28 protein-coding genes are annotated in these 24929 nt (G+C 36.4%); 5 read left to right on the forward strand and 23 right to left on the reverse strand.

The window, feature by feature from the left end; all coding sequences use genetic code 11:
• Positions 1–15: 15 nt before the first annotated feature.
• The 3 genes from BMS_RS13145 to BMS_RS13155 are packed head-to-tail and all read right to left on the reverse strand — an operon-like array spanning position 16 to position 2167.
• Complete coding sequence (locus BMS_RS13145) at positions 16–528, reverse strand: hypothetical protein (RefSeq protein WP_014245310.1); 513 nt, start codon at positions 526–528, stop codon at positions 16–18.
• A gap of 3 nt (positions 529–531) precedes the next feature.
• A complete protein-coding gene (locus tag BMS_RS13150; RefSeq protein WP_014245311.1) occupies positions 532–1422 on the reverse strand; it encodes an alpha/beta fold hydrolase in 891 nt (296 codons plus the stop codon).
• Positions 1406–2167 (reverse strand): GYF domain-containing protein, encoded by a 762-nt coding sequence (locus BMS_RS13155; protein WP_044557614.1) that lies wholly within the window; start codon positions 2165–2167, stop codon positions 1406–1408. The genes BMS_RS13150 and BMS_RS13155 overlap by 17 nt, the downstream gene beginning before the upstream one ends.
• 168 nt (positions 2168–2335) lie before the next feature.
• Between BMS_RS13155 and BMS_RS13160 the strand changes: the two genes are divergently transcribed.
• Entirely contained in the window at positions 2336–3760 is a 1425-nt protein-coding gene (locus tag BMS_RS13160; protein ID WP_014245313.1) for a hypothetical protein, read from the forward strand.
• 16 nt (positions 3761–3776) lie between these two features.
• Here BMS_RS13160 and BMS_RS13165 read toward each other — a convergent pair whose 3' ends face one another.
• The 3 genes from BMS_RS13165 to BMS_RS13175 all read right to left on the reverse strand — a co-directional run bounded on the left by BMS_RS13165 (position 3777) and on the right by BMS_RS13175 (position 6437).
• Positions 3777–4838, reverse strand: coding sequence for a Crp/Fnr family transcriptional regulator (locus BMS_RS13165; protein WP_044557615.1), 1062 nt, complete (start codon positions 4836–4838; stop codon positions 3777–3779).
• Between the two features lie 21 nt (positions 4839–4859).
• Positions 4860–6023 carry a thiolase family protein gene (locus BMS_RS13170; RefSeq protein ID WP_014245315.1) on the reverse strand — a complete coding sequence of 388 codons (1164 nt, stop codon included), beginning with the start codon at positions 6021–6023 and terminating at the stop codon, positions 4860–4862.
• A gap of 75 nt (positions 6024–6098) precedes the next feature.
• Positions 6099–6437, reverse strand: coding sequence for a hypothetical protein (locus BMS_RS13175; RefSeq protein ID WP_014245316.1), 339 nt, complete (start codon positions 6435–6437; stop codon positions 6099–6101).
• 66 nt (positions 6438–6503) lie between these two features.
• On the opposite strand from BMS_RS13175, the gene BMS_RS13180 reads away from it, so the two are divergent.
• Positions 6504–6941 (forward strand): hypothetical protein, encoded by a 438-nt coding sequence (locus tag BMS_RS13180; protein WP_014245317.1) that lies wholly within the window; start codon positions 6504–6506, stop codon positions 6939–6941.
• Between the two features lies 1 nt (position 6942).
• On the opposite strand, the gene BMS_RS13185 is transcribed toward BMS_RS13180, so the two are convergent.
• The 5 genes from BMS_RS13185 to BMS_RS13205 form a co-directional block, all read right to left on the reverse strand.
• On the reverse strand, positions 6943–7419 hold the full coding sequence (locus BMS_RS13185) for a GNAT family N-acetyltransferase (RefSeq protein WP_014245318.1): 477 nt from the start codon (positions 7417–7419) through the stop codon (positions 6943–6945).
• Positions 7420–7537: 118 nt separating this feature from the next.
• Positions 7538–8608 (reverse strand): hypothetical protein, encoded by a 1071-nt coding sequence (locus BMS_RS17750; protein ID WP_197536769.1) that lies wholly within the window; start codon positions 8606–8608, stop codon positions 7538–7540.
• 132 nt (positions 8609–8740) lie between these two features.
• Complete coding sequence (locus BMS_RS13195; protein ID WP_014245320.1) at positions 8741–9880, reverse strand: acyl-CoA dehydrogenase; 1140 nt, start codon at positions 9878–9880, stop codon at positions 8741–8743.
• Positions 9881–9901: 21 nt separating this feature from the next.
• Complete coding sequence (locus BMS_RS13200; protein ID WP_044557616.1) at positions 9902–10705, reverse strand: enoyl-CoA hydratase/isomerase family protein; 804 nt, start codon at positions 10703–10705, stop codon at positions 9902–9904.
• The gene (locus tag BMS_RS13205) at positions 10695–11546 is read right to left on the reverse strand and encodes a 3-hydroxybutyryl-CoA dehydrogenase (RefSeq protein WP_014245322.1); all 852 of its coding nucleotides are present in this window, start codon (positions 11544–11546) and stop codon (positions 10695–10697) included. Before BMS_RS13205 ends, BMS_RS13200 begins: the two co-directional genes overlap by 11 nt.
• A gap of 247 nt (positions 11547–11793) precedes the next feature.
• On the opposite strand from BMS_RS13205, the gene rpsT reads away from it, so the two are divergent.
• Positions 11794–12054, forward strand: coding sequence for a 30S ribosomal protein S20 (gene rpsT, locus BMS_RS13210; RefSeq protein WP_014245323.1), 261 nt, complete (start codon positions 11794–11796; stop codon positions 12052–12054).
• Between the two features lie 76 nt (positions 12055–12130).
• Here the strand turns inward: rpsT and BMS_RS13215 are convergent, their stop codons facing one another.
• Both BMS_RS13215 and BMS_RS13220 read right to left on the reverse strand, forming a co-directional pair.
• Complete coding sequence (locus BMS_RS13215; protein WP_014245324.1) at positions 12131–13090, reverse strand: DNA polymerase III subunit delta; 960 nt, start codon at positions 13088–13090, stop codon at positions 12131–12133.
• A complete protein-coding gene (locus BMS_RS13220) occupies positions 13080–13724 on the reverse strand; it encodes an LPS assembly lipoprotein LptE (RefSeq protein ID WP_014245325.1) in 645 nt (214 codons plus the stop codon). The genes BMS_RS13215 and BMS_RS13220 overlap by 11 nt, the downstream gene beginning before the upstream one ends.
• Before the next feature lie 94 nt (positions 13725–13818).
• Here BMS_RS13220 and BMS_RS13225 point away from each other — a divergent pair, with 94 nt between their 5' ends.
• Entirely contained in the window at positions 13819–14358 is a 540-nt protein-coding gene (locus tag BMS_RS13225; protein WP_014245326.1) for a DUF721 domain-containing protein, read from the forward strand.
• Here the strand turns inward: BMS_RS13225 and BMS_RS13230 are convergent.
• The 7 genes from BMS_RS13230 to BMS_RS13260 are packed head-to-tail and all read right to left on the reverse strand — an operon-like array spanning position 14329 to position 20738.
• Entirely contained in the window at positions 14329–14898 is a 570-nt protein-coding gene (locus BMS_RS13230) for an RsmD family RNA methyltransferase (protein ID WP_044557617.1), read from the reverse strand. The genes BMS_RS13225 and BMS_RS13230 overlap by 30 nt on opposite strands.
• The gene (locus tag BMS_RS13235; RefSeq protein WP_044557618.1) at positions 14861–15448 is read right to left on the reverse strand and encodes an L-threonylcarbamoyladenylate synthase; all 588 of its coding nucleotides are present in this window, start codon (positions 15446–15448) and stop codon (positions 14861–14863) included. The genes BMS_RS13230 and BMS_RS13235 overlap by 38 nt, the downstream gene beginning before the upstream one ends.
• Positions 15445–16617, reverse strand: coding sequence for a hypothetical protein (locus tag BMS_RS13240; protein WP_014245329.1), 1173 nt, complete (start codon positions 16615–16617; stop codon positions 15445–15447). The genes BMS_RS13235 and BMS_RS13240 overlap by 4 nt, the downstream gene beginning before the upstream one ends.
• A gap of 53 nt (positions 16618–16670) precedes the next feature.
• Positions 16671–17759, reverse strand: a complete 1089-nt coding sequence (locus BMS_RS13245; protein WP_014245330.1) for a hypothetical protein — start codon at positions 17757–17759, stop codon at positions 16671–16673.
• A 7-nt stretch (positions 17760–17766) separates the two neighbouring features.
• A complete protein-coding gene (locus BMS_RS13250) occupies positions 17767–19137 on the reverse strand; it encodes an MlaD family protein (protein WP_014245331.1) in 1371 nt (456 codons plus the stop codon).
• A gap of 12 nt (positions 19138–19149) precedes the next feature.
• A complete protein-coding gene (locus BMS_RS13255; protein WP_014245332.1) occupies positions 19150–19902 on the reverse strand; it encodes an ABC transporter ATP-binding protein in 753 nt (250 codons plus the stop codon).
• A complete protein-coding gene (locus BMS_RS13260) occupies positions 19902–20738 on the reverse strand; it encodes an MlaE family ABC transporter permease (RefSeq protein ID WP_157868288.1) in 837 nt (278 codons plus the stop codon). The genes BMS_RS13255 and BMS_RS13260 overlap by 1 nt, the downstream gene beginning before the upstream one ends.
• A 125-nt stretch (positions 20739–20863) precedes the next feature.
• Here BMS_RS13260 and BMS_RS13265 point away from each other — a divergent pair, with 125 nt between their 5' ends.
• A complete protein-coding gene (locus tag BMS_RS13265) occupies positions 20864–21679 on the forward strand; it encodes an FHA domain-containing protein (protein ID WP_014245334.1) in 816 nt (271 codons plus the stop codon).
• On the opposite strand, the gene alr is transcribed toward BMS_RS13265, so the two are convergent.
• The 3 genes from alr to BMS_RS13280 form a co-directional block, all read right to left on the reverse strand.
• Positions 21676–22803, reverse strand: coding sequence for an alanine racemase (gene alr, locus BMS_RS13270; protein ID WP_014245335.1), 1128 nt, complete (start codon positions 22801–22803; stop codon positions 21676–21678). The genes BMS_RS13265 and alr overlap by 4 nt on opposite strands.
• Before the next feature lie 3 nt (positions 22804–22806).
• Entirely contained in the window at positions 22807–24267 is a 1461-nt protein-coding gene (locus tag BMS_RS13275) for a hypothetical protein (protein WP_044557619.1), read from the reverse strand.
• A gap of 78 nt (positions 24268–24345) precedes the next feature.
• Entirely contained in the window at positions 24346–24837 is a 492-nt protein-coding gene (locus BMS_RS13280) for a shikimate kinase (protein WP_014245337.1), read from the reverse strand.
• Positions 24838–24929 lie beyond the last annotated feature (92 nt).

The raw sequence follows: 24929 nt of genomic DNA on the forward strand, positions 1-24929 counted from the left end.
AATAGGTCAATTAACCTAAAAAGAAATTGTCGAGAAATTAGGGAATTCTACTTTAAGAGGAGAATTCAAACTCGAAGTTGAACAAAGAATAGCAACATCATAAAGTTGGAATGAATTGGCAATATATTGAGGATGTAACTTCAAAGCACTTGTAAAGTCATTGAGAATAAATTGATCATAGCCCTGCGCTTTTGCTTGCTTTAAGAAACTCTTTTTTGAAATCACTTCACTGGCACTAGAGTAATAAATTGCTAAGTAGCTCTTCTCACACCTTTTAAGAGAAACTTTCTCTGAAGTTGAAAACCAATTATAGAAAGGAGAACTTTCAGTGACCTCCCCCATTAGTACATCAAAAACCATAGTCATTTCTTGATACCAAGAAATTCTTTTCATCTTTAATTCATCCTTCCAAACTTTCTCTCCCTTTGAACCACCGGCCAATTCAAATTCATTTTCCTGAACAAGATTTCGTCCAGTTAATGAACATGATGTAATGAGAAATGTTAGAAGTAGAATTATTTTTTTCATATTTTACCTATGGATATCACTTATCCAATTATAAATATCATTAAAGACCTTGTCTCTATTTTTTTCGTTGAATAAATCGTGTGCAGAATGAGGATAAACTCTCTCACTTGCTAAACTCTTAGGCATTCCTTTCATAAAGAGTGAGCTCTTACTCCAGTTCACAAGAAAGTCTTGTTTACTAAGGAGCATCAATAGAGGCATATCTAAGAAGTAAGAATAATCTAATAATTGCTTACTCTTTTTTACTATTTCTTCTACTAGTGAAATAGACATATAGTGATTAATTAGAGGGTCAGAGTTATAACTTTCAATCCTAACTCTATCTGTACTTAAGTCACTTCCCTTAATCTTATAAGGAAACCTCACTTTTCCAGCATACTTATTAATTTTCTTTAAAATACTCTCATAGAGCTCGTGCACTTCAATATTTAGATAAAGAAGTGGATTACTAAGAACAATAGAACTTATATGTTCACGGGCAATCTGCTCATACTTTTGAACGTAGGATAGAGCAATCAAGCCACCAAGCCCCTGTCCTATTAAGACTTTCTTTGTTTCGAATGATTCATCATCTTTTAAAATTAAATGTAAGTCTTCAATATACTCATCAAAGTTCTTCACATAGGATCTTGTCCCAGAGCTTAACCCATGCCCTTTGAGGTCAATGAAAGTTATATCAATCTGTTCTTCGAATTTTTCCCATAGATACTGGGCCAGCGGCTCATATCTTCCATGATGATCACAAATATCATGTAAAATAATGAAGTGATGGAGAACTCTCTTCTTAGTACTCTTCCACTCTTTTACATAGAGACTCTCACCCTTTGAGTGAGACTTTAAGTTATAGGAGTTAACTTGTAGAAAGTTAAATTTCTCACTAGCCTTTGTTAACATAACTCTCTATTGAGCTCTTTGCTTCATCATTTAGAGTCATAAATCTTAGTGAGAATCCTTGACCACCGTCTAGTAACCTTACAATCTCACCTTTGGCAGTGAAACAGTAGTCTGAATTATCAGGGTGAACATTCATCGAAACTTCATCACCAACATTGCCAGGGAAGTTTGAAACAAGAATCTGTAAACCACCTACTGAAATATCGCGACAAACGCCTTCGAAGAACTCTTCTTCATCATGAAAGAACATTCTTGCAACAAAAGGTTTTCTTAGATTCTTTCTCCTGTCTATTTCATCGATTACAGGAGGCATTGTATTAAAGAGTTGTTCATAGATAGGAACGTCGGCCAAGAAAATCCACTCTTTCATTTGACCAGGAACATAGATTAATGTCTTCTCATTAATTCTCTTCTCTGCAAAGGCCTGTGATAATTCATCAAGATTATATGGCCCATATTCGACCTCTTGCGAACCTCTATCAATTCCAATTTTAATCATGAATATTTTTTCAGACTTAGAAACACCATTCCAGTCAAAGTCACTCTGAACAACTTCTGATGGAGCGTCTTCACTTAGTAAATATTCAAGTTCACTGACCTCGTTAAACTTCTTCCAATTATCAAAGCCCTTGGTCCATACATAGCTCTCAGAATCTAGCGTTCCACCCTTTAAAAGCTCTGCTAATTTAGCTTCATCAACTGGTCCAACACGGTCCTTTCCTTCTACATAATACCAACTCGTCATTCTCATTCTCCGAAGATTTTATTAATACACTATTTAATTTTAACTCATTGAAATCTTGTGTCATTGGTGGATTTTTTTCCTAAAATATGAACAAACCCTACATCTTCGCTCAAGTTTTCTTAAAAAGTCTCCGAATAAGCTAAAGATAAGAATTATTTTGAGGTCAATATGATTAAAAATAATAGAAAATGGATACTAATATTATTAGCACCCCTACTCTTTATTTCTTGTAACGAAGAACAATTTGGAGTTGGCAAGCAAAACTCATCGGTTCAGACTAATCCTGTTGAAACAGGAAGTACCTTTGTTTGCTCTGATCATACATTGATTAGGCCACCTGTTGATTTGCTATTCCTCTGGGATAATTCAACATCTACAAATTATATTCACCCAGATAAGAAAGCTGCATTAAATAATACCCTTAACTATATCTCTGACCGCTTTGACTATCAGGTGATGATTGCTCCGCTAGTTGGCTCAGGAAATAATAATACATATTTCTTTAGTCGTGCTGGAAGTACACCATCTGGAGTGACACATATTTCAAAATCAAGTGCTGTCTCAGTAATTGAGAGTCTACCACTGGCAACTGGAGCTGCTGAAGCAGGTGGAGCAAGAGCAAGAGATCTTATTAAGAATAATATGAACAACTCAATCTTTAGACCAAATGCTTATACTATTGTTGTTCTTCTTTCAAATGAAGATGATGATAGTTATGTTCAAAATGATTATGGTTCCAATAAGAACGAAGCCGAAAAACTTGGAAACGGTATCACACACGACCTCCTCTGCTTAAAGGGAGGGACTTATAACGGAAGCTATAGAAACTCATATTCATCATACTCTACAAATTGTAGTGGAGTTCCAAAACTCAATGCTTCTATGATGAGATTTTTAAGTATTACTCCAAGTGGAAGCTTTGCTTACAGAAAGATCTCTCGAAATATTGCGATCTCTCAAAACTATAGTGAAAGCGATTGGACAAACTTATCTGTCAGCTCGTTTTCAAATATTTTTGATCAAGTGAATAGTGTAATTGCAGACCAAGTGATCAAGCATAGATATAATTACTGGCCAGTTGCAGGGACAAATGTAGAAGTTGAACCTAGTTCAATTAGAGTCTTTAGAAATAATGGTACACAACTTGAGAGTGATGAATTTAGTTATATTGGTAAACAAGTAAATAAGAACACGAGATATCATCCAAGCCTTGGTGAGCCATATACAGGACATATGATTGAACTTATTGGAGAAGGTGAAGTTATTTTTCCAAGTTGTTTAAGAGTTACTTATAACGCTCCTGCCGCCTACTATGGATATTGCCACCTAAGCTCTCAACCATTAGAGAGTAGTATCGAAGTGAAGATAAACGGTGTAAAAATTGCGAACTCAAAATGGAGCTTAGTAAAGTCAGGAAGCTCTCCTAGATATTTCTCTAGTAAGAATATTAGAATTAAATCTGCGAGTGACTTCTCTGAAGCAACTCCTGCGGTCAATAGATCGGGATACTTTGTGAAGCTTGATCCAAGTGTGGTCTATACAGATAGTCAGACTTGTGATGTTACATACCACTCAACAGGACAAGTAAATTAACTAGAAGGTTTTCCTTCTAGTTATTTCCTGACTTCTCGTCATTAACCTTCTTAACGGCATTCATCATACGAATAGACGGATATAATTTTTTAAGTTTTGAGTAGTTTACAACTGAAGTAAGTTGATTTCCTTCACCAACTAAGATGTCTTCACAGAGCTTACAAGTAACAGCATCTCTAATATCTTCGTCAGAAATCATAACCTTTTGCTCTTTAAAGTCACTTAGTATCGATGATATATTCGCCTGCCCTTTCTCTTTATCTAGTCCAGCTTTGGCCAATTGTCTTAGGATTGCACCGAGAAGAATTTCACAGCGTTTAGAAATTTTTATCTTCTTTGCGTCTTCGGTCATACGTTGCGTATTAAAAAATACCAACATCTGTCTGAATTGATCCACATTAGAGACTCTAATAAGCTTTGGCAAACCATCAGGATCATTTGCAACTTCAACCATACTAAGGTCAGTGCAAATTCTCATAAACTCTTCGTACTTTACTTCTGAAAAGTTATAGATGTCGAACATATAGAACTTCAACTTATTCATATGAATTTCCATCTTATTATCTTTTAGCTCAGCATGAGTTTTTAAAATAAGATAGAAAGTTGAAAGGAACTTTATAATATCTGTAGAATGAAAGAAGACATAGGAACCCACACCACCGTCTGTACTTCTCCCAACAGAGTTACTTTCTAATTCTTTAACTTTTGTATTTGTTTTTCTAAGTCTATCTGCAAGAGTGTTAATGATAGTCTTAAACCATGGGTTGAGGCCGGCCATCGTTTTTCCAAAGGCATTATAGGAAATTTCAATAACCTCTGTCGTAACAAGTGCTGCGGCAGAGCAGCTTCTACGATTGGCCTTTTCGTCGAAGTATCCCATTTCACCAATAACTTCTCCGGCCCTTAGAATGGCGAGATCAACAAAACCTCTTCCCTTAGGAATATAAAGTCTAATTTGACCCTTTTGAATAATATAGAGAGAGTCAGCGGGATCGTTTTGCGCAAATATCGCCTCACCCGCCTTAAATGTTCTCATTCCTGATTTCTTTGCGACCTGCTTCCCTGCTGTCGTACTCATTTAAAAACTCTCTCGTTAATTTTACATTCTTTCTACTATTAAGCTTAGTGCTTCTCCGCCACCAATACAAATTGCGGCCATACCGTATTTAGCATTCTTCTTTTCAAGAGCGTTCATAAGTGTAACCACTATTCTCGTTCCTGAACAACCAATTGGGTGACCTAGGCTCACACCACCACCAAAGACATTTACCTTATCTCTAGAAATTTTAAATTCTTCCATCGCCGCCATAGTTACTGCAGCAAAAGCTTCATTGATTTCAAATAACTCTATGTCTTCAATCTTTAGTCCGGCCTTATCTAGTGCCTTCTGCATTGCTCCTGCCGGAGCAGTCGTAAACCAAGTTGGATTCTGCGCATGAGAAGCCCAAGATAGAATCTTAAATTTTGCTTGATCTTTATATTCCTCTCCGCCTAAAACCACAGCTGCTGCACCATCATTAATTGTTGAGGCATTGGCCGCTGTAATCGTTCCATTCTTATCAAACGCAGGACGAAGTGCAGGAATCTTTTCAAAGTTTGCTTTGAATGGACCCTCATCTTCAGAAACAATAGTGTCTCCCTTTCTACCTTTGATCGTTACTGGAACAATCTCTTCTTTGAAGATTCCTTCATTAGCTGCATTTTGAGCTCTCTTAAAAGACTCAATTGAAAACTCATCTTGTTGTTCACGTGTAAAGTTGAATTTTGAAACACACTCTTCAGCACAATTCCCCATTGGTCTGTCTGAATAAACGTCCCATAGTCCATCCCACTGCATAGAATCTTTCATCTCTGCACCACCAAATTTTGAAACTCCAGTTCTAGAGTTCATAATTAAGTGAGGGGCCAAAGACATATTCTCCATTCCACCAGCAACGACTACTGAGTTGTCACCACACTTAATTGATTGAGCGCCCATAATAATTGTCTTAAGCCCAGAACCACAAACTTTATTAACTGTTGTACAAGGAACAGACTCTGGTAGCTCAGCAAAGAGAGCGGCCTGTCTTGCAGGAGCTTGTCCTACGCCAGCTGTAATAACATTACCCATAAATACTTCGTCTACTTTTGAAGCATCTACATTTGCCTTAGTCACGGCACCTTGAATAGCTGCAGCACCAAGCTTAGGCGCTGGTACACTAGATAATGATCCTAAAAAACTTCCACTAGGAGTTCTCGCTCCCGATAGTATGTAAACTGACATAGTGTCTCCTTTTGCATTGTTAAAGTCGAAGTATTAAACCATAGCTTACTTAAATTTGTAAGCTTCATGGGCTAATCAGCAACATCTTGCAATGCGAAAGCTTTGATCAAAGTCCACCTGCTCCCTCTCTTCTAAGTGAAAAGAAAGGCGATCTACAATAGACTTGTCTTTATATTCTAAAATTGGATTGAAATCTGAAATTCTATACTTCTTCCAATTGCCTGCAATTTTAAAGAAGATTTCTACAAATTGTATTTTATCAAGGAGACTAATATTGATTGCTCGAGAAAGGATTAGCTCATCTCTATCAATATGAGAAAACTCAAGACAATTATCATCCCACGAATCCTCTGCAGATAAGTTTTGATGAACAATAATTTTAATTCGTTTATTTCTTGAGATTAGACTTCGCATAATCGCCTTGCTCCTTGCCTCTATATAGTGTAAATCTCCAATAGAAAAGCTTCAAAGAGGTAATAAATGCTATCGAGAAAAGAACAAAATAGTCAGGCAATTGCTCTTCCAAAAGAGTGGACTGAAAAAGTCTGCAATCTTCTAAATGATGTGTACGGAAGTCACTGTAAACAGATGGATAAGAGGTTCGAAGTCTACGGATCAACCTACCCTAATGAATTTGTTCTCATAGCCACATTGGCCGATACTGCTGACGAAAGAGCCGCTTCTGTGAGTTATTTTATTTCTGTAGATCTTGAAGAGAGTACAAAACCAGAGAAAATGCTTAATGATTTAGTTGACTCAATTGGTGCGTTTTTTGATATCTACTTCGCTACTGAAGACTGGGATGACTACCAAGCAGAGTGGCTGGAAGCAGAATTTAAAGGTCATAGATTTTTCTATAAGATTTCAAGAGAGAATATTGCCCTCCACATAATGGCGGACAACCTTCTCAATCAATAAACTATATATTCATGAAGAGATGATATTGTTGCGTCTCTTCATTGAATTTTTCTTCTGTAAAACCAAGTGTCTCATAGAGACTTCTTGCCACAGCATTTGCATGAAATACACATATCTCAATTTTTGAAATTTCTTTTTCTTTTAATAGGTCTCGCCCTTGATTCATCACTAGGCGTCCAAGCCCTCTTCCTCTAAAGTCAGGATCGATATAAATATCAAAGCCAAAGGCCAATTTCGACTCATAATTAAGCTGAACCCAAATATAACCAATCTCTTCTCCTTCAAATTCAACAACTCTCCATAAATCTTTAGAAGCATTTGTTGTGACCGGATTTTGATCTTGGTTCTCTGTTAATTCAACTTTAATATCTTCAATTTTCTTACTTGTGGCTAGAGACATCTCTTTTAGAAAGTTATTATAAGAAAACTCTCCATATTGTTTAAATTGATCAGATGTCATCTCTTTTAATAGAATCACTTATACTCCTAATTTATGAACATAAGTAAATAGTAGCACAGAATTATCAATTGAATTTAGGTAGGAATTATTTTGTTAGTTCAAATAAAAAGGCCTCGGTTTTTCCGAGGCCATCATATTATTCTTCGTTTAAATAGCTCTTTGAAGATGAGCTCTTAGTCTGCTCGTAGGCAATATCTTGATCTTCGGAGTCATCATTATCGTCATTAAGATCAAAATCAACTTCATCAGCATCAATTCCAAGATCCTTAAGAACTGCAAAGAATGACTTCTCATCAGTTAGATCTTCTAGGATTGATTCAAGATGCTTTAGAGGATACTTTGCAACAAGCTCTTCAATAAACTCTTGTAGCTTCCCTTCTTCTAAGATTGAATTTCTTCTCTTAATTTCATTCCAATTCTTAATATAGTGGTAGCGGCAATAACCAAGCGTAGTTACAGGGTTATCACAATTCTTCTCTAAACACTCATCAGTATCTTCTGTAAAGAAGCTCAACGATTGGATAGCTGTGAAGATTTCATTTAATGAGAAATCATCTGTTAATGAAACTATTTCTTCAGTTAGCTGATCCCTTGCTTCTACCAAGTCTTCTTTTGAAGACTTCTTAGGCTTAACTTCTACAACTTCTTCAATTTCTTCTTCAACTGCTACTTCTACTTTTGTGGCCTTAGCTTCTTTCTTAGATGAAGTTTTCTTCTTTGGTGCTGCTGACTCTGCACTCTTCTTTTTTACAGAAGAAGTCTCTACTTTTTTAGCCGCCGCCTTCTTCTTTACAGAAGAAGTTGCTACTTTTTTCGCTGTCTTTTTTGCAACTTTCTTCGCTGTCTTTTTTGCAACTTTCTTCGCTGCCGCCTTCTTCTTTACAGAAGAAGTTGCAACTTTTTTAGCTGCTTTTTTCTCAACTTTTTTAGCTGCTTTTTTCGCTACTTTTTTCGCTGTCTTTTTTGCAACTTTTTTCGCTGTCTTTTTCGCAACTTTCTTCGCCGTCTTTTTTGCAACCTTCTTCGCCGCCGCCTTCTTCTTTACAGAAGAAGTTGCAACTTTCTTCGCCGTCTTTTTTGCAGTTTTCTTTGCTGTTTTTTTCGCAACTTTTTTGGCAGTCTTTTTTGCAGTTTTCTTTGCTGTTTTCTTAGCAGTTTTCTTCGCGACTTTTTTTGCAGTCTTTTTAGCTGTTTTCTTTTTGGCCATTCCTATATTCTCCAGGATCTTTTTTAACAAAGTAGACTTCCTATAAAAAAGACGAGCCCTGTTTTACACAGGGCTTCATTCTTAATTTTTATAAGTCATATTCGTATCATTATTGATAATAATCAGCAAGATTTACTTAAGATCTTTAAGTTCGTTAGCTGCAATTACAACTCTCTGAATCTCACTCGTTCCTTCATAGATCTCTGTAATTTTAGCATCTCTGAAGAATCTCTCTACTGGATATTCCTTCGTATAACCGTTACCACCGCAAACCTGAATAGCTTTAGTAGTTATCCACATTGCAGACTCAGCAGCAAATAGCTTGGCCTGAGCTGATTGAAGAGAATATGTTTCATTATTATCTTTTCTTCTTGAAGCTTCCCAAATAAGAAGTCGCGAAGCAGCAATTTTTGTACTCATATCAGCAAGCATAAATTGAATTGCTTGAAGAGCATGAAGTGGCTTTCCAAATTGAACTCTCTCATTAGAGTATTTCTTAGCATAGTCAAAAGCTGCTTGAGAAATTCCTAGGGCCTGAGAAGCAATCCCAATTCTTCCACCATCAAGTGTATTCATTGCGATTCCAAAACCTTTTTCAAGTGTTCCAAGAAGATTCTCTTTTGGTACTCTTACTTTATCAAATGAAATCTGAGCCGTTGAAGAACCTTTAATACCAAGCTTATCTTCACACTTCATTACTTCATAACCAGCAGTATCAGTTTCAACGATGAATGCAGAGATACCTTTATAGTTATCCGTTTTAGTTGTCTTAGCAAAAACTACTGCGATATTGGCCTCTTTACCATTTGTAATAAAGTTCTTTGTCCCAGTGATTTCGTAGTAGTCGCCTTTATCTTCTGCGAATGTTATTAAAGAACCAGCATCTGTACCTGCATTTGGCTCACTTAAACAAAAACAACCAATATGCTCACCTGAAGCAAGCTTAGGAAGATACTTCTTCTTCTGCTCTTCATTTCCAAAGTTAAGAATTGGATAAACGCAAAGTGATGTGTGCGCAGAAACAAGAACACCAGTAGAAGCACAAGCTCTAGAGATTTCTTCTACGATTATAGAGTAGGCCGTGTAGTCCATACCTGCTCCACCATATTCTTCAGGAACATAAGAACCTAAGAATCCATTTTCGCCTAATTGCTTAACAATTGATTCTGGTATTTTCTCATTCTTATCAATACTTGCCGCAAGTGGTGCAACCTCAGTATCGGCAAACTTTGAAACCATATCTCTAATTTCTTGATAATCACCTAACATCATTTATATTCCCCTATCTATTATCTATTTTCCTGTAAATACTGGTTTTCTTTTTTCAACAAATGCTTTTGTTCCCTCTTTCATATCATCAGAGTTAAAAATAGCACCGAAGGCCTTAGCTTCGACATTTAGTCCTTCACTAATTGTTAAATCATTTCCTTCATTCATCACTCTCTTCGCCTCTAAAATAGCGTGGGGAGAATTTCTCATCATTTTAGAGAGATATGTTTTAGCACTCTCTAGCATTTCATCTTTTGTTTCAAAGATAGCAACAACAAGGCCGATCTCTTTCGCCTCTTCTACTCCAACATTTCTTCCAGAGTAAGTAATCTCTTTTGCTCTATTTCGTCCAACTAACTTTGAGAGTCTCTGAGTTCCACCGAAACCAGGAATCAATCCTAACTTTACTTCCGGCTGACCAAAGACAGCAGTCTTTGTTCCATAGATGAAGTCACAACTCATTGCCATCTCACATCCGCCTCCTAAGGCGTACCCATTAACACAAGCGATAACAGGAACGTTTAGAGATTCAAAGAGGAGTGTGTTTTCTTGACCTAATCTAGCAAAGCTCTCGGCTTGCTCAGCAGTCATTGTTGTCATACCTTTTATATCCGCACCAGCAATAAAGGCCTTATCTTCAGCACCAGTTAGAATTAATCCCTTTGCTATCGAATAGTCTTTATTCAAGTTTTTAAACTCTTTTAAAAGAGCATTTAACTCTGAGTGAACTTGTTCGCTTAGTGCGTTTAAAGCTTTTGGTCTATTAACCGTTATAACGCCAATTTCATTTTCAACTTCAAAGAGAAGTGTTTCGTAATTAGTATTCATAAACACCCTTCCCTACTTTTCTACCAAAGCGTCCCGCTGTCACATACTTCTTAAGAAGTGGACATGGACGGTACTTTGTATCACCTAGTCCTTCATGAAGAACTTCCATGATGGCCAAGCAAGTATCTAGTCCAATAAAGTCAGCCAATTCAAATGGCCCCATCGGTTGATTACAACCCAACTTCATTGCATTATCTATTCCACGAGCATCTGCAACACCTTCATAGAGAGTGTAGAATGCTTCATTAATCATAGGCATTAAGATTCTATTTACTGCAAAGCCAGCAACATCATCAGCTCTAACGACAGTCTTCCCCATTTTTTCAGCAGCTGCTTCAACTGCATCAATCGTTTCCTTACTTGTTTCAAGACCAGTAATAGTCTCAACTAATTTCATTACAGGAACTGGGTTCATAAAGTGCATTCCGGCCACAAGCTCTGGCCTCTTTGTCACTGCTGCAATTTCAGTTATAGAGATTGAAGAAGTGTTTGAAGCTAGAATTGCTCCATCCTTTGCCACTTCATCAAGTTGCTTAAAAATTTCAAATTTAATCTTCTTATTCTCAGTGGCAGCTTCAATGATCAGGTCACAATCCTTAAGTTCTGACATATCAGTTACACCTCTTAAGCGACCCTGAACCTCAGACACAAATGAGTCATCCCACTTACCTTTTTCCACTCCACGCTTAAGCTGTTTTTCGATGAAGTTAAGACCAAATTGAAGTCCCTCTTCAGAGATATCAAATACATTTACATTATAGTTAGACATTGCCGCCACTTGAGCAATCCCTCTTCCCATTTGGCCAGCGCCAACTACACCAATAGTTTTGATTTCAGACATATAGAATCCTTTGTCGTAAATAAGCTATGAAAAAACCACACGATCATACGGCCTTTACAACCATTTCACAAACTCATAAACGGTTGAAAATCTATTTAAGTCACTGAAATTCATCATATTTCTTGCAACTCTTTCAAATAAAGGGAATTTTCACTTGCCATAGACCCCCATATGATCTAAAAAGTATGTTCTAGTACAGAATATTAATGAAGTGCATTAAGTAATACAGTTAACGTAGGAGTGACTTGTGGCAAACCACAAATCTGCGAAAAAAAGAGCAAGACAAACAATCGTAAGAACAGCTAGAAATGTTCAAAGAAAATCAGCAACTAGAAATGCTTTAAAAGCTATTCGTTCGGCAATCGAGTCTAACGACAAAGCAACAGCAACTGGTTTATTAGCTAAGACTCAAAAGCTTTTAGCAAGACTTGCTAAGCACGGAGTAATTAAGCCAAATGCAGCTGCTAGAAAAACTTCTAGACTTGCATCTCAAATTAATAATCTTTAATAAATTATTATTTTAGATATAGAAAAGGAGCCTCTTCAGGTTCCTTTTTTAGTTTGTGGCTACAAAGAAATAAAGACTAATTAAAAGAAGCTAAGTACTCAACTCTAAGTCTATTCTTTAACAGTGGACTCTTAGACTTTGCATCTATTTCAAGCTCTCCAAATAAATGACATTCTCTCTGCAGATCATCAACTGACCACGCCTTAGCGTGAGAGAGTATTTCTTTATCATACTTACTTAGACGACTCTTTCCATCACAGTAACTAGTATCCATCATTTTAAAAAGATGGCCCTGCATAAAGGTAAAGAGTGAGCGCAATTGTTCAAAATCAATATCCTTTGAGGAAAGCATTCCGAAGAAATGAGATCTCTTCTTAGTCCCAAAGAGATTTGCCAATTGAAAGTGGTCCAACTTACTAGGTCTAATTAATCTTTGAACATAATCAAGCCTGATATCTACTCCACCAGGGAAGTATAGACTAAGAAGGTTCGCTGCCTGAAAGAACTCATAGCTAGTATTCTCAAGAGCACCTAAAAGGTAGTTCTTAACGTTCATTGGAAGATTTAAATTGAAGAAGTTACAAATAAATTCCAGATGCTGAAGCCCCTCCCAAAACCTAGGAGCTTCTATTTTTATAAACTCCCCACTCATCTTCTTTGAGAGTTGCTCAAAAGTCTTCGATGGTTTCGAGAAAGAGAAAATGAGAAATTGATCAGTGATCTCTAATGGATTTTCTTCAAGCCACTTCTTGGTCTTTTGAGGCAAGTTCTGGGCCTCAATAACAAGATAGCTTTCGTTGGTACTAAAAAGAGAAATTGTTTTGAATTTATCTTCAAGCCAATCAATCGTTATATCAGCGCCATTAATTTTAAAGAAGTTTCCACTCTTAGTGAGTTCTTTAGGAAGTAATTCTAAAATAATATGACCAACAAATTCATCACAAAATTGAAAAGAGTATATTCCACTTTTAGAAGGATTAAGTGTTTGTTGGTTGGCTTTTAAATAGTCCCAAGGAAACCATTTACTAGAAGGCATTTAACACTGTCTCCCTAAATGTTGATCCAGCTGAAGAAGCCAGAGACTCCACACTTTTATTAAATATTTCTCTATTTTGAGTTGCATTCGTCACTCCCGCACCATTCGGTCCACTAGAGAGACTTAGAAACCTTGTATAAGATGTAGAGAGATTAATCACTTTTGAAAATACAACCTTAGGGTGCTTATCTAAATAAGGAAGAAAGTCTTTATTTATAAGCTGTAGATCAAGTTGTGTGGGCTTTTTAATTAGAATAATATTTAAAGTCATCTTATAACTCGTCTGGTTCGGGGCATAGAAATCCCTTCTCCCTCCCCTATCTTCAATTAATGTTCTCCCCGTAGTTTGGTTGAAACTACTTTTTCTATCTAGAGAAGAGATTATTCCAATGAGTGTTGCATCCGCCCTAGTAGAGTTACCGCTATGAATTTTAAGCGTAGTATTTTGGGAAAGAACAGAGCTGATACTCTCTGTAAAAGGAGTACTCGCATTAGGAACTAATGACTTATTTAAGAAGTTAGGAATCGCAATAGAATTTATTCCATACGCAGCAAATGGATTATTTTGGTAACGAAACTGATACCCCGCACAAGAGGAAAGTAAAAATAGCGCTAGGAGTGTAAAGATTTTCATAAGTATTTATTCTACTGTTTATAAATTGCGTTAAATTAATCTACCACCTCTAATCACAGTTGCCAATTCTACAGAATTAATAGACTCTTAGCCCATGGTAAAAAAAGGTCAATTTAATAGCTTAAAGAGCTTACTTGAAAAGAATTCGTCGGGCAGCGTTAGAGCTTCCAAGGCCAAGTATTTTGGGCAGGATACCTTTGACTTCTTTTCGCTCATTGAAATATGGCCAAAAATCGTGGGTGAAAAACTTGGGAAGTTTACCATTCCCCTAAAGAATCACAACGGCAACTTAACAGTTCTAACGAATCACTCCGCGTTCTCTCAACAACTTGGCTTTCTAGAAGAAGATATTAAAAAGAAAATCTTTAGCCAATTTCCTTCACTAAAAGGAAAGATTAATAGGATTTACTTTAATTATAATACTGAGCATTTTAATACACAGGTGACACTATCTGAGAAAATGATTTCTAAGAAAACAAATGCGAACCAAGAAAAAGAGAAAATTATATTTCATAAATATTCTCCAACATATAAGAAGTTAAAATCTCAAGCAGACCTTCTTCTTCAAGACATTGAAGACGAAGAGATAAGGGAGAGCTTAAGCTCAATCTACATTCAATTGAAATCGGAATAGACCCACTTCTTGAAATGATCCTATTCTCTCTATCCTCTTATCCAATTTACATAAGTCGTCACTGTGGCATATATAGGCGCGACCATTCTCTAAAAGTCTTTGCTCCAAAAAATTTAACAACTCCAGCAGTGTAAAATTCAAAGCAAAACGGCAGTGATTTCTCTTTTCGTTCTCCCCCAATCTTGAGCTAGCGGGATCAAAGTAAGGAGGGTTAAGTAAAATGACATCAAACTTCTTTGTCATCTCTACTTCTTTGAAATTTCCCCAATGAATCTCATAAGGAATTTTGAGATCAGAGATATTACTTAAGAAATGAGACGAGAAATCCTTCTGCTCTTCTATAAAGCACAGATTAGAAATAGAGTTATGTCGAGAGAGAAACTCTAAACTTACAACACCACAGCCTGAGAAGACTTCGAGTACATTTAATTCTTTATTCTCTGACTCTAGCTCTGCTGCAATCTGAGCAAGTTCAATGCTATCTCTAGAGAATTTATAAAAATCAGGTTGAGAGTAATTCAAAATGTTCTTTGACTTCATTGATAAATTTACCTTCACGAACAAATTGGCAATTCTTCCCATCAAAGAGAACAATTGTAGATGAGCGTCCAGAACAATTAGTGCTTATTCTTTCTACAAACTCTTCACCCGGAAGATTCTTTCTGAAGAATTCTTTCGCCATCTCTTGCTCAGTAATGGGCTCTTCACCAGTTAGGTTGAGACTAGTTGAGGTTACAGGTCCTTTTACCTTTTCAAAAATTGCTGCCAGCTCTGGTGTGTCCATACATCGAATTGAGATATACTCACTCTCCTGGCATATCCATTTAGGTAAATCTCTCTTTGCCCAAACCTTAGGCAGACCTATTGTCGACTCTAATGTAAAGTACTTCTCAAGCCACTGTTTGGTAATATTCTTGGGAAGATCGATAAGATCTTCAATCATTTCATAATTTTTAAAAACAATACTTAGAGGCTTTTTAAGAGCATGGCCCTTTATTTTAGATATTTTCTCGTAGCACTCATTTGAAAAAATATTCCCACCAATTCCCCATACAGTATCTGTAGGATAAACAAATAATTTAGATGTCATAGAATTAACCACCAGATGAACTCTTCTCTCTCTTCTCCCATTTCGATTAATTTTAATATAGGAAAAGAGCTCTCTCGTCCAGCCTCAAGTATTTGATGGTAGAAGTTTCTCTTTAATGTAAAAATGGGCTTCTTAAGCTCAGGGTTTATATCTCCAAGATTCTTCTTGAAAATATTATCTTCAAGTAACTCTAAAATAATATAGTCGCCAGCGTATGAATCCCCATACGACTTATTAATTTGATTTACAATAAAGTCTCTAACTGTGTCATTGGGAGAGAGGTTTTCTTGAAAGACCCAGTAGTCTAAGATATTCAATTTTCTTAGAACTCTATCCTTCTCTAGCTTAGTGATAAACTTCTGTTTTTCACTATTTGATATTCTATTGATGACTGATTTCATCCAAAAAGAAGGAAATGAAATTCCATACAGAGAGGAGTTCATATTCTCTCTAATTTCATTTAATGACCAGCTCAACTCATCTGATTCAAATTCTATTTTTTCTTTCTTAGTGTCTAAGAACTGAAAATTTGTATCTAGAATACGGATTAACTTTGTGTCATTTAAACTCTCTCTTAGTAAATTAAAGAGATCGTTTACTAACGAATAGTAATGATCTCTGTTTTTAAAAGAAACAAAGTTTTGAGTGAGATCGATAGTATAAATAATTTCATTGATAGCTAGTAATTCTTTAAAGCTCTTTGCGAGTAAACCTTGGTTTCCAATTTGTCCATAAGAGGCACTCAAAATGAGACGCTTTAAGAATACTGATTTTGATTTATTTGCCAGTGTTAATAGTTTATTAAAATAAGAATACTTCTTAAGTTTAGATTTCTCATTCTTAATTTGCTTTAGTAACGCTCGGTACTCACCTAGTTCTGAATCCTTTGAATACTTCGCATTCCAAATTTTCTCAATCTTGTCCATCTCATCTTTCTCAAATCCACGTGATTTAAGAAAGAGAAGAATGTCGCTCAAATCATTTCCTTTCTTATATGGGTAGTGAAGAATATCTAAAGTTCGCTCACTAAAAGATGGACTACATTTCTTAATAAATGGCTTGAGTTCCTCTCCTAGAAGAAAATCAGACTTGGCCATTGCTAGAACAAGTTGGATATTAAATTCATTTTTAAACTTACAATTTTCTGGATCAGGAATATTTGTTAACAATACAGCGAGTCCCTCTCCGGAGACTCGAAATGCAATATTGTAAAATTCATTTGTTACGGGAGATATTTCAAAGAAACTTTTTTTTTTAGATCATTTGAAAATTGTGCTTGAGCATTTACCGATTGGATAAAAGGATTTCCTATCCTAACGACTTCACTATTTAAGATATTTGTAAAATAGTAATAAGCACCTGAGGCAATGATTCCAATTAAAAGGACTAGAACATAAAAGAGATAACGATCGTTTCTCTGTGGTTTATTCTTTTTCTTAACTTTACGCTTCTTATCTGGAGAAGCTTTCTTTTTTGAAGACTTCTTCTGAGAACTGGCTACGTTAGCTTTTTTTTTTACTGGTTCTTCGAAAGCTGCTTCAGGAAGTTCTGGGGTAACATCTTCCTTGACCAAAGGAGGCTCAGAGAAAACAATTTCACCTGAACTATCTTGTACAGAATTCATATCGAAACTAGGATCTGTAGCATCAGGGTCAAACTCTTCTTGCTCAACAGGAGCAGCAGCACTAACTGGACCACCCATATCTGGGTACTCTAGATCATCACCACAAGGCATCTTCCCCTCTTCATCATGACCGGGCTCTTGAGCCTCTACATGAGCGTTCATTTGAACAGGTGGATTCTTTGGAGGTGTACTAACTGCTGGCTTACTTACAGGAGTTGGATTACTCTCAACCATTCCCATATCTGGATACTCTAAATCTTCGTTACTTGGAGTGGCCACCTGATCATCACCTGCAGGCTCAGCACTCCCCCCCATATCTGGATAGTCTAGATCTCCCCCCTCTGGTACAGCTGGACTCTCATCGAGGTCTAGCTCAATCGCTGGTGGAGGACTATCCTTGGGCATTGTATTTGGATTAAGTGATCCTGTATTCTCTGTTGGTTGTGATAAATTAGCCGTTAATACATTTGGTGCTTCAGAAATTGGATTAAAGCCCTGAGGAATATCTCCTCTTACATATTTATCGATTAAGTTATTCTCTTTAATTAAAATCCAATATCCGTTTCCACTTGTAACTTCATCCTCAGGAGTTAAAGAGCCTTTATCGATAAACTCAATAATCTTCTGCTTAGTTACTGGACCTAAGATTTGTTTATTTTTAGTTCTAATTAACCAACATTTTTCCATTTCTTACCTATAAGAAAAAACCTATAAGGCCCTTTAAATCCTCATCATTAAATCTTAGACCTAAACTAAAGAGAGCTGATCTTTCTTTAGTTGCAAGGTCTACACCTGAAACTTTTCCGTAGAACACATTCCACAATTGTACTTCTGTAGAAAGTCTTAGATTTGGACCAAGCCCTGATCTATAGTCAAATACATCAAGAGAGAATCTTGTTGCGCCATTGAATATGTCATAATCAATACCAGCACCACCAGTAGACTCGATGATCCCACCACGTACATAGAGATCGTGTAGCTTTCTACCAATCTGTACATCAAATCTAAAAACATCTTTCTTTTTAACTTTCTCAGTTTCTGTTGTCGTAACACCATTAACGATGCGAACAGTTTCTTTTTCGCTCTCAGGCCCGTAGTTAGAAGAACTAAGACCTAAAATATAGAACCTTTCTGGTGATGGGAAAATTCGAAGAGAACCACTAGTGACACTTCCCTCTTCAGTTCCTGCTCCCATATAACCTGATAGCTCTGTTCTAATGTCGCTTACTCGACCAACAATTTTATTAACACTTGAGAGAGTTTGCTTTACTTCATCGGCAATCTCTTCTTCGACTAAAATTTTACCTAATGTTCCTTTACCAACTTTAATATCAGCAACAAGATCTTTCAGGTCAGCAGTCATAGCATCAGCATTTGCCAAAATCTTTCTTAAGTCCTTCATTGCAGAGTCTTGCTCTTGATCATCTGTATGATAAGCAATTTGTTCAGAGAATCTCTCTAGGTTTGCGATGAGATTATTCATCTTTTCTTCGTTACCTTTAATCACTGTTTTCAAGGAGTCAGTTGCAATACGAGCATTCTCTGCAACAACAGCGAAGTCATTAAGAATTCTCTTCACAGGAGAAACTTCTCCTTCAGGCGAAATAGACTCTCTTAAAGTCTTCATCATGACCTTTACATCTTTTAAAACATCACTGGCATCTTTAACTAATTTCTCAACTCCAGCTCCTTCGTCAGAAACAATGAACGAGTTTGCAGTTAAGCGCTCTTGTGACTCACCCATTTGAATTTGAATATACTTGTCTCCAAGAAAGCCAACTGTCTTAACTTGTAATTTAGAATCTTTTACGACAATTACATTTTCTAAAACTTCAAAAGTGATTAAAGCTTGATTACCTTGTAATTCAATTTTCTTTATTCTACCGGCATTTATACCTGCAATTTTAATTGGTGTTTTAGGAAAGATTCCAGAGGCATCTGTAACAATAGTTCTATATGTTACATACTCTCCGAACCCAGATTGATTAGATGTAATTTTTAAAGACATATAAGCAACCATCACCATTGTAGCGATGGCCATTAGTCCTATTTTAAATTCATTCATGGCTTATATTTCTCATAAATTTATAAACTCCTGCACAAGAGGATTTGTTGATTTTTTAAATTCTTCCACAGGTAAGTATTCAACAATATTACCACGATCTAAAAAAGCTACAAAATCTGAAATACGAAGGGTAGCTTTTACATCGTGAGAGATAATAATTGATGTCATGCCTCGGTCACTATTCTTTTCGGCCGTATCCACAATCAAGTCATTGACCATTTTTGTCGTAATTGGATCTAGACCAGTTGTTGGTTCGTCATACAACATTATATGAGGATTTAGAGCAAGCCCTCTAGCTAGACCTACTCTCTTTCTCATCCCTCCAGATAATTCTGAGGGAAGTCCTTCAAAAGAAACCTCTTTAATTCCCACTGAAAGCAGTAGGTCTTTTGACTTAGAAATAATCTCTTCATTCCCAAGCTTCGTGAATTCTCGCATAGGAAAAGCGACATTTTCCACAGCACTCATGGAGTCAAAGAGGGCAGCATATTGAAAGAGCATTCCAAAATTTTGCCTAAACTCTCTTAGCTTCATTGGATCAAGATTTTTTAAATTACTTCCAAGAACCTCAACCACTCCACTTGTCGGCTGATGAAGCCCAAGAATATGTTTTAAGAGAGTTGACTTTCCAGCTCCTGAAAAACCTAGAATTGTTGTAATTTTATTTTTAGGGATATCAAAATTTAAATTATTAAGTACTGTATGCTTACCAAATACTTTGGTTAGATTAGAAATTCTTACGGCAGGATTTTCAAAACTCAACATTATAGGACCTGCACCAAGAAAGAGGTTAAGAAGTAATCTAGAACAAGTACTGAAATCATTCCCCAGACCACAGCGAGGTTTGTTCCCTTCCCTACTCCTTCAGCTCCTTTAGTTACATTAAAACCAAAGTACGTTCCAATAACAGCAATGACAAAACCAAAGACAGTGGCCTTAATGATTCCCTGGACAATATCTCCAACGAACATAAAGTCGCCTAACTTTGAGAGATACATCGTTTCATCAATTAGAAGCGCTACTGTACCAACAATATATGAGCCTACATTTCCAACAAATAAGAAAACAATACTGAGCATTGGTAGAGAGAGAGTCGCCGCCAAAATTCTTGGAACAGCTAAGTACTGATAGCTATCAATACCCATAACTTCGAGAGCATCTACTTGTTCTGTCACTTTCATCGTTCCAATTTGAGCGGCCATAGCTGCACCAGCTCGACCCGCAACGATGAGTCCACTCAATACGGGAGCCAGCTCCTTAGCCAAAGAGATAGCAACAACTGAACCAACTAGTGAATCGACATTAATTAATTTAAAGCCGAAGTAAGTTTGGTAGGCCATAACCATACCCGTAAAACTTCCGGCCAATGTAATGATAAAAAGTGATTTATTTCCGATAAAGTAGAACTGCTCGGCGAAGAGCTTAAATCGATATGGAGGCTTGAATACCCAGTAGAAGAATTTGAATATAAATCTGCAAATGCTACCTAGACCTTGGACGTTTTCCATTGTCATAGAACCAATTGCTTCTACAAATTTTCTTATCTGATTTGTGATTAAGACCATTACTTGAGCTATTCCGTCGGCTAAATAAAGTATCAATTTTATATAATATTTAAAATTGTAAACGATCAAACACACCAAGGCGAATAATTATGCGAAATTTTTAAATTTATTAGCAAAAAATTCCGTTTAGTAAGCTGATAATCTAAAAAAAGGCCGAATAAGTGACGTATTATTTAATTAATATAGAGAACTCTGACTTTATAAAAATTAAGGACAAGTTAATACTAGGAAGAAAGAGTTCCTGCGACATTGTTTTAAAGGATGATCTCGTATCTGGTAGACATTGCAGATTTCACGTCACCGAGAGATTTCTCATGCTTGAGGACCTCGATGCCTCCAATCCAGTACAAGTTAATAATCAAGAAATGGACTCTAAGTCCCGCATAAGAATTAATGTCAAAGATAAATTAAAAATTGGATCAACTGAGTTCTACCTTAGCGATAAAGAGCCAAGCGATGAAGTGACGTACAAGTCTATGGTTCTTGAGAAAGTTAAAATTCATGAAACTTTTGACTCTGATCTAGATTACGAACAACATCAATCCCACTGGCATGAAGAAGTCTCCAAGAAGAAAAATGAAATTGTAAAAATTCAAAAGAAGCTCAACAAGGTCACTTCTAGTAAAGATAAAATGCAGAATTTAAAGAACCAAGTTGCAGAGCTTGAAACGAATATAGAAAAGCTACAGAGTAGGATTGGTGAGACTAAGAACTACTCTCAGGAAGAGCTAGTAGAGAAGATAAGTCTCTTTAGTGAAAAAATTAAATATTACACAGAGAAGAGAGACCAACTCTTTGCAATTCAAACTCTCGCCAGTGAGAAAGAAGAGCTTAAGGCCAAGAAGAAATCTCTGATGGAAAAACTGGGCGAGCTCTCAGAAGAAGATTTAGATAAGCAACACCATGAGCTATCGAAAATCTACAATACAGAAGTAGATGCGCTATCAAAACTGAATGAGAAGTTAAAAAAGTCTTAAGAATAAATCTTTGGAACTCTCTGTGTAATTCCAATGAAGACTTCATAAGGAATTATTTTAGCTTCTTTACAGAACTCAGCGAATCTCTCGGCACTATGATCCCAAAGAGTGAAACTATCCCCTACTTTTAGATCAGGTAGAGAGTTTTCATCAAAGAAAACTTGGGCCATATCCATATTCACTCTGCCAACAACCTTACCTTTAATATCTTTATGATAGAGATGTGTTCCAATATAGCGAGTAGTAAAACCATCTCCGTAGCCGAGAGCGACTATGGCCACCTTCCCTTTGGACGGACAAGGTGTAGCTCCGTAACCTACAGGCTGTCCCTTTTCTACATCGAAAATTGAGATGACATAAGTTTCTAACTTAGAAATAATCTCACCACTCCAAAGACTTAGATCAGAGTATTGCGGCAACATCGAACTTGGCCCATACATCATCAGACCAGGTCTTACGTGTGTTTCGCCAAGTCCAGCACCCTGCTCAATAGCACCAGAGTTTGCAATTGAAGTTCTCTCAACTTCAATTCCAGCATCAGAGAAAGCTTTCTTAATTTTTTCAAAATTTTCAAATTGAATTATATTTCTCTTATTCTTCTTAATAGGAAGAGAAGATGAAGATAAGTGAGTCATTAAATGGTAAATTGATTTTCTACCAGAAACTCTAATACTTCTTATCACCTCATCAACTTTATCCATTTCTAGACCGAGTCGATTCATTCCAGTATTAAACTTAATAAAGAGTGGAAAGTTTTCAAACTCTCTACTATTTAAAATGAAATCTAAATCATCACGATTTGATATCACCGGTATAATTCTTCTATTCAAATAAATTTCAGCGCACTCTCTCAGCTCAACCTGAACATCTGAGAAAACATAAATTTCAAATTCAAGATCATAGAGCTCTTCTCTTAAAAGAAGTGCCTCTCCAAGACTAGCGCATCCAAACTCAGTGATTCCAAGCTTCTCAACACTATGGCGAACAATAGGTATCACCCCATGCCCATAGGCATTGGCCTTAACCATAAAGATGATTTTATTATCTACACAGATTTCTTTTAATTTCTTATAATTATTTTCTAATTTTTCAAAGCTAATAAAGTGTCTTGAGCGAAAACGCATAAATTAAAGTGTCCTCTCCGGCGCTTTCCCCCAAACAAGATCTTTGGTCTTTTTCTTAATTGCTATTGACTCTAACTCATCCAGAGCAGAGAACTTCACATCTTCAATATGGAGAAGATATGCTTCAGCAGAAGCTGGAATCATTTTGATTTCTGGCTTTAAATTCTTAGTTAGTAGAGCATCTGATTTTTCAAAGTAGCGCCAATATGAAAATCTCATACTTACATTTTTTAAATGCTTTAAAGTTGCATCGATATGTTCATGGTCACAAACAACTCCAATATTGCTTACTCCCATAGAGATAAATTTTAATTCGTAATTAAATGATGACGTTATTCTAGTTACAAAATCTTGAAAGAATTCCTTCCAAGAGAACTCTCCGGAATCTCCAATTCTTGCAGCTTGTACTAAGCTAGAAAGATCAATATCTACAAGAGCGTATTGATTTTTAATATCACCAACCGATGCCATTTTAATTTGTCTATCAAAGAGAGTGAATGCTTCCCATGGAGTGATAAATCTCGCTTCTCTTTTTATGACGGCCTTACCACTGTCTCTAAAGTGAGCATAAATACCGTTAAGGTGACTCTCTAGAGAAGTCCAATCAATTCTCTCTGAAAGTTCTAGATCATTTAAGCTTAAATAGATGATGATATCAGGATTAACTTCGCTTCCAGAAATATTTAAAGACATCACCTCTCCGCCGAGAAGTTCTACTGCCACTTGTGAGCTTAAATTTTGAGCGAAATCTGCAATTCCATTCTTACAAGTCTTACCTAGAAAGAGTGAAGGAATAGAGACATACTTCATCGACTGTCCTTCAGGAGAAACAAGTCGCTGTCCGTTTGAGCTCAATTCAACAAATGAGAACTCTTTAATATCCGCAAGATCAGAGAAAACACTTTCACATGCAGAAAAGAAATCAAATGAAGTTCTCTTAGTTGCATCAAAACGCGCAAAAACATTTTTGAGGTACTTCTCAAAGAAGTTATCTTCTTTATAAACCTGAGAGACTTCAATAAGTCCTCGAACCTGATTAGAAAGTTTCCCCTTCTCAAGTTCAAGATTACTTAGTTGCTGCTCGTACGATAAGAGCTTATTCAATCTCTTAAGTATTGATTTAATTTGACCCTTGTAATTTGCTCCGTGAAGAATTGTTCCAAGGTTTAGAAAATCAAATGTTGAATGAAGAAGTGGAGCCGAACCCGTTGTAAAGTAGAAGGCCATCGGCATTTGTTCATTTATTACAAAAGGATGATTTTTAAGTAAGAGATGTCCTTCGTGCATTTTCTTTACATCAATCAAAGAAAGTGTAGGAAGAACTTCAAGTGTTCCATTCCAAAAAGATTCTAAATTTTCATAAAAGTGAGGAACCACACCTAATTCGCGAAAGATATCTGAAAATTCTTTTGCTAAACTGAGGTCTTCTAGTAATAACGCAACTGTTAAACTATTGGAATTCATCTTAAATCTCCCCTTGGAAAGTCCTTCATTATTATGACTTTCTTTACACGATACGTCTAATACCAAAAGCCTAAGATATTAAAAAAGAGTCTTGAGCAAAGTCCAGCTCGTAGGCCAAGAATTCACATCAGAGACTAAGCTCAGGTCACAGCACTTTGAAAAAACCTTCTCTCTTTTTAAATAGAGCTCTTCTAGCTCGTCTCTACTCTTATCAAGCTGTGGTCTATTCGCATCTCCAGCAATTCGATTCATGGCCTCATCAAAGTCAACTTTCAGATGTAGGATCTTTACTCCTGATTCCTTTAAAAACTCAATATTTTTCTCATCTTCAAGCGTTCCTCCTCCCAGAGCAATCAGTCCCTCTTGACCAATTGTATGGACTTTCTGGCGCAAACAAAGAGACTCCAACTGGCGAAATTTCTCCCACCCACTTCTCCTTATATACTCGCCTAAGTCCTCGCCAACTTCGTCTCGAATAGCAATATCTAAATCAATAATAGGGACACCGGAAAAGGTCTGTAAGAATGTGCTCTTTCCCGCTCCCATAAATCCACAAATAGCTATAATCACAAAAAACCTACGTCTGAAAAAATGATATATACAATGTACTTTTAGCTTCTTATACGTTACAAGCGCTAGATATTTATATTTAAGAGGCTACC

The organism is Halobacteriovorax marinus SJ (assembly GCF_000210915.2).
In the GTDB taxonomy this organism is placed as follows: domain Bacteria; phylum Bdellovibrionota; class Bacteriovoracia; order Bacteriovoracales; family Bacteriovoracaceae; genus Halobacteriovorax; species Halobacteriovorax marinus.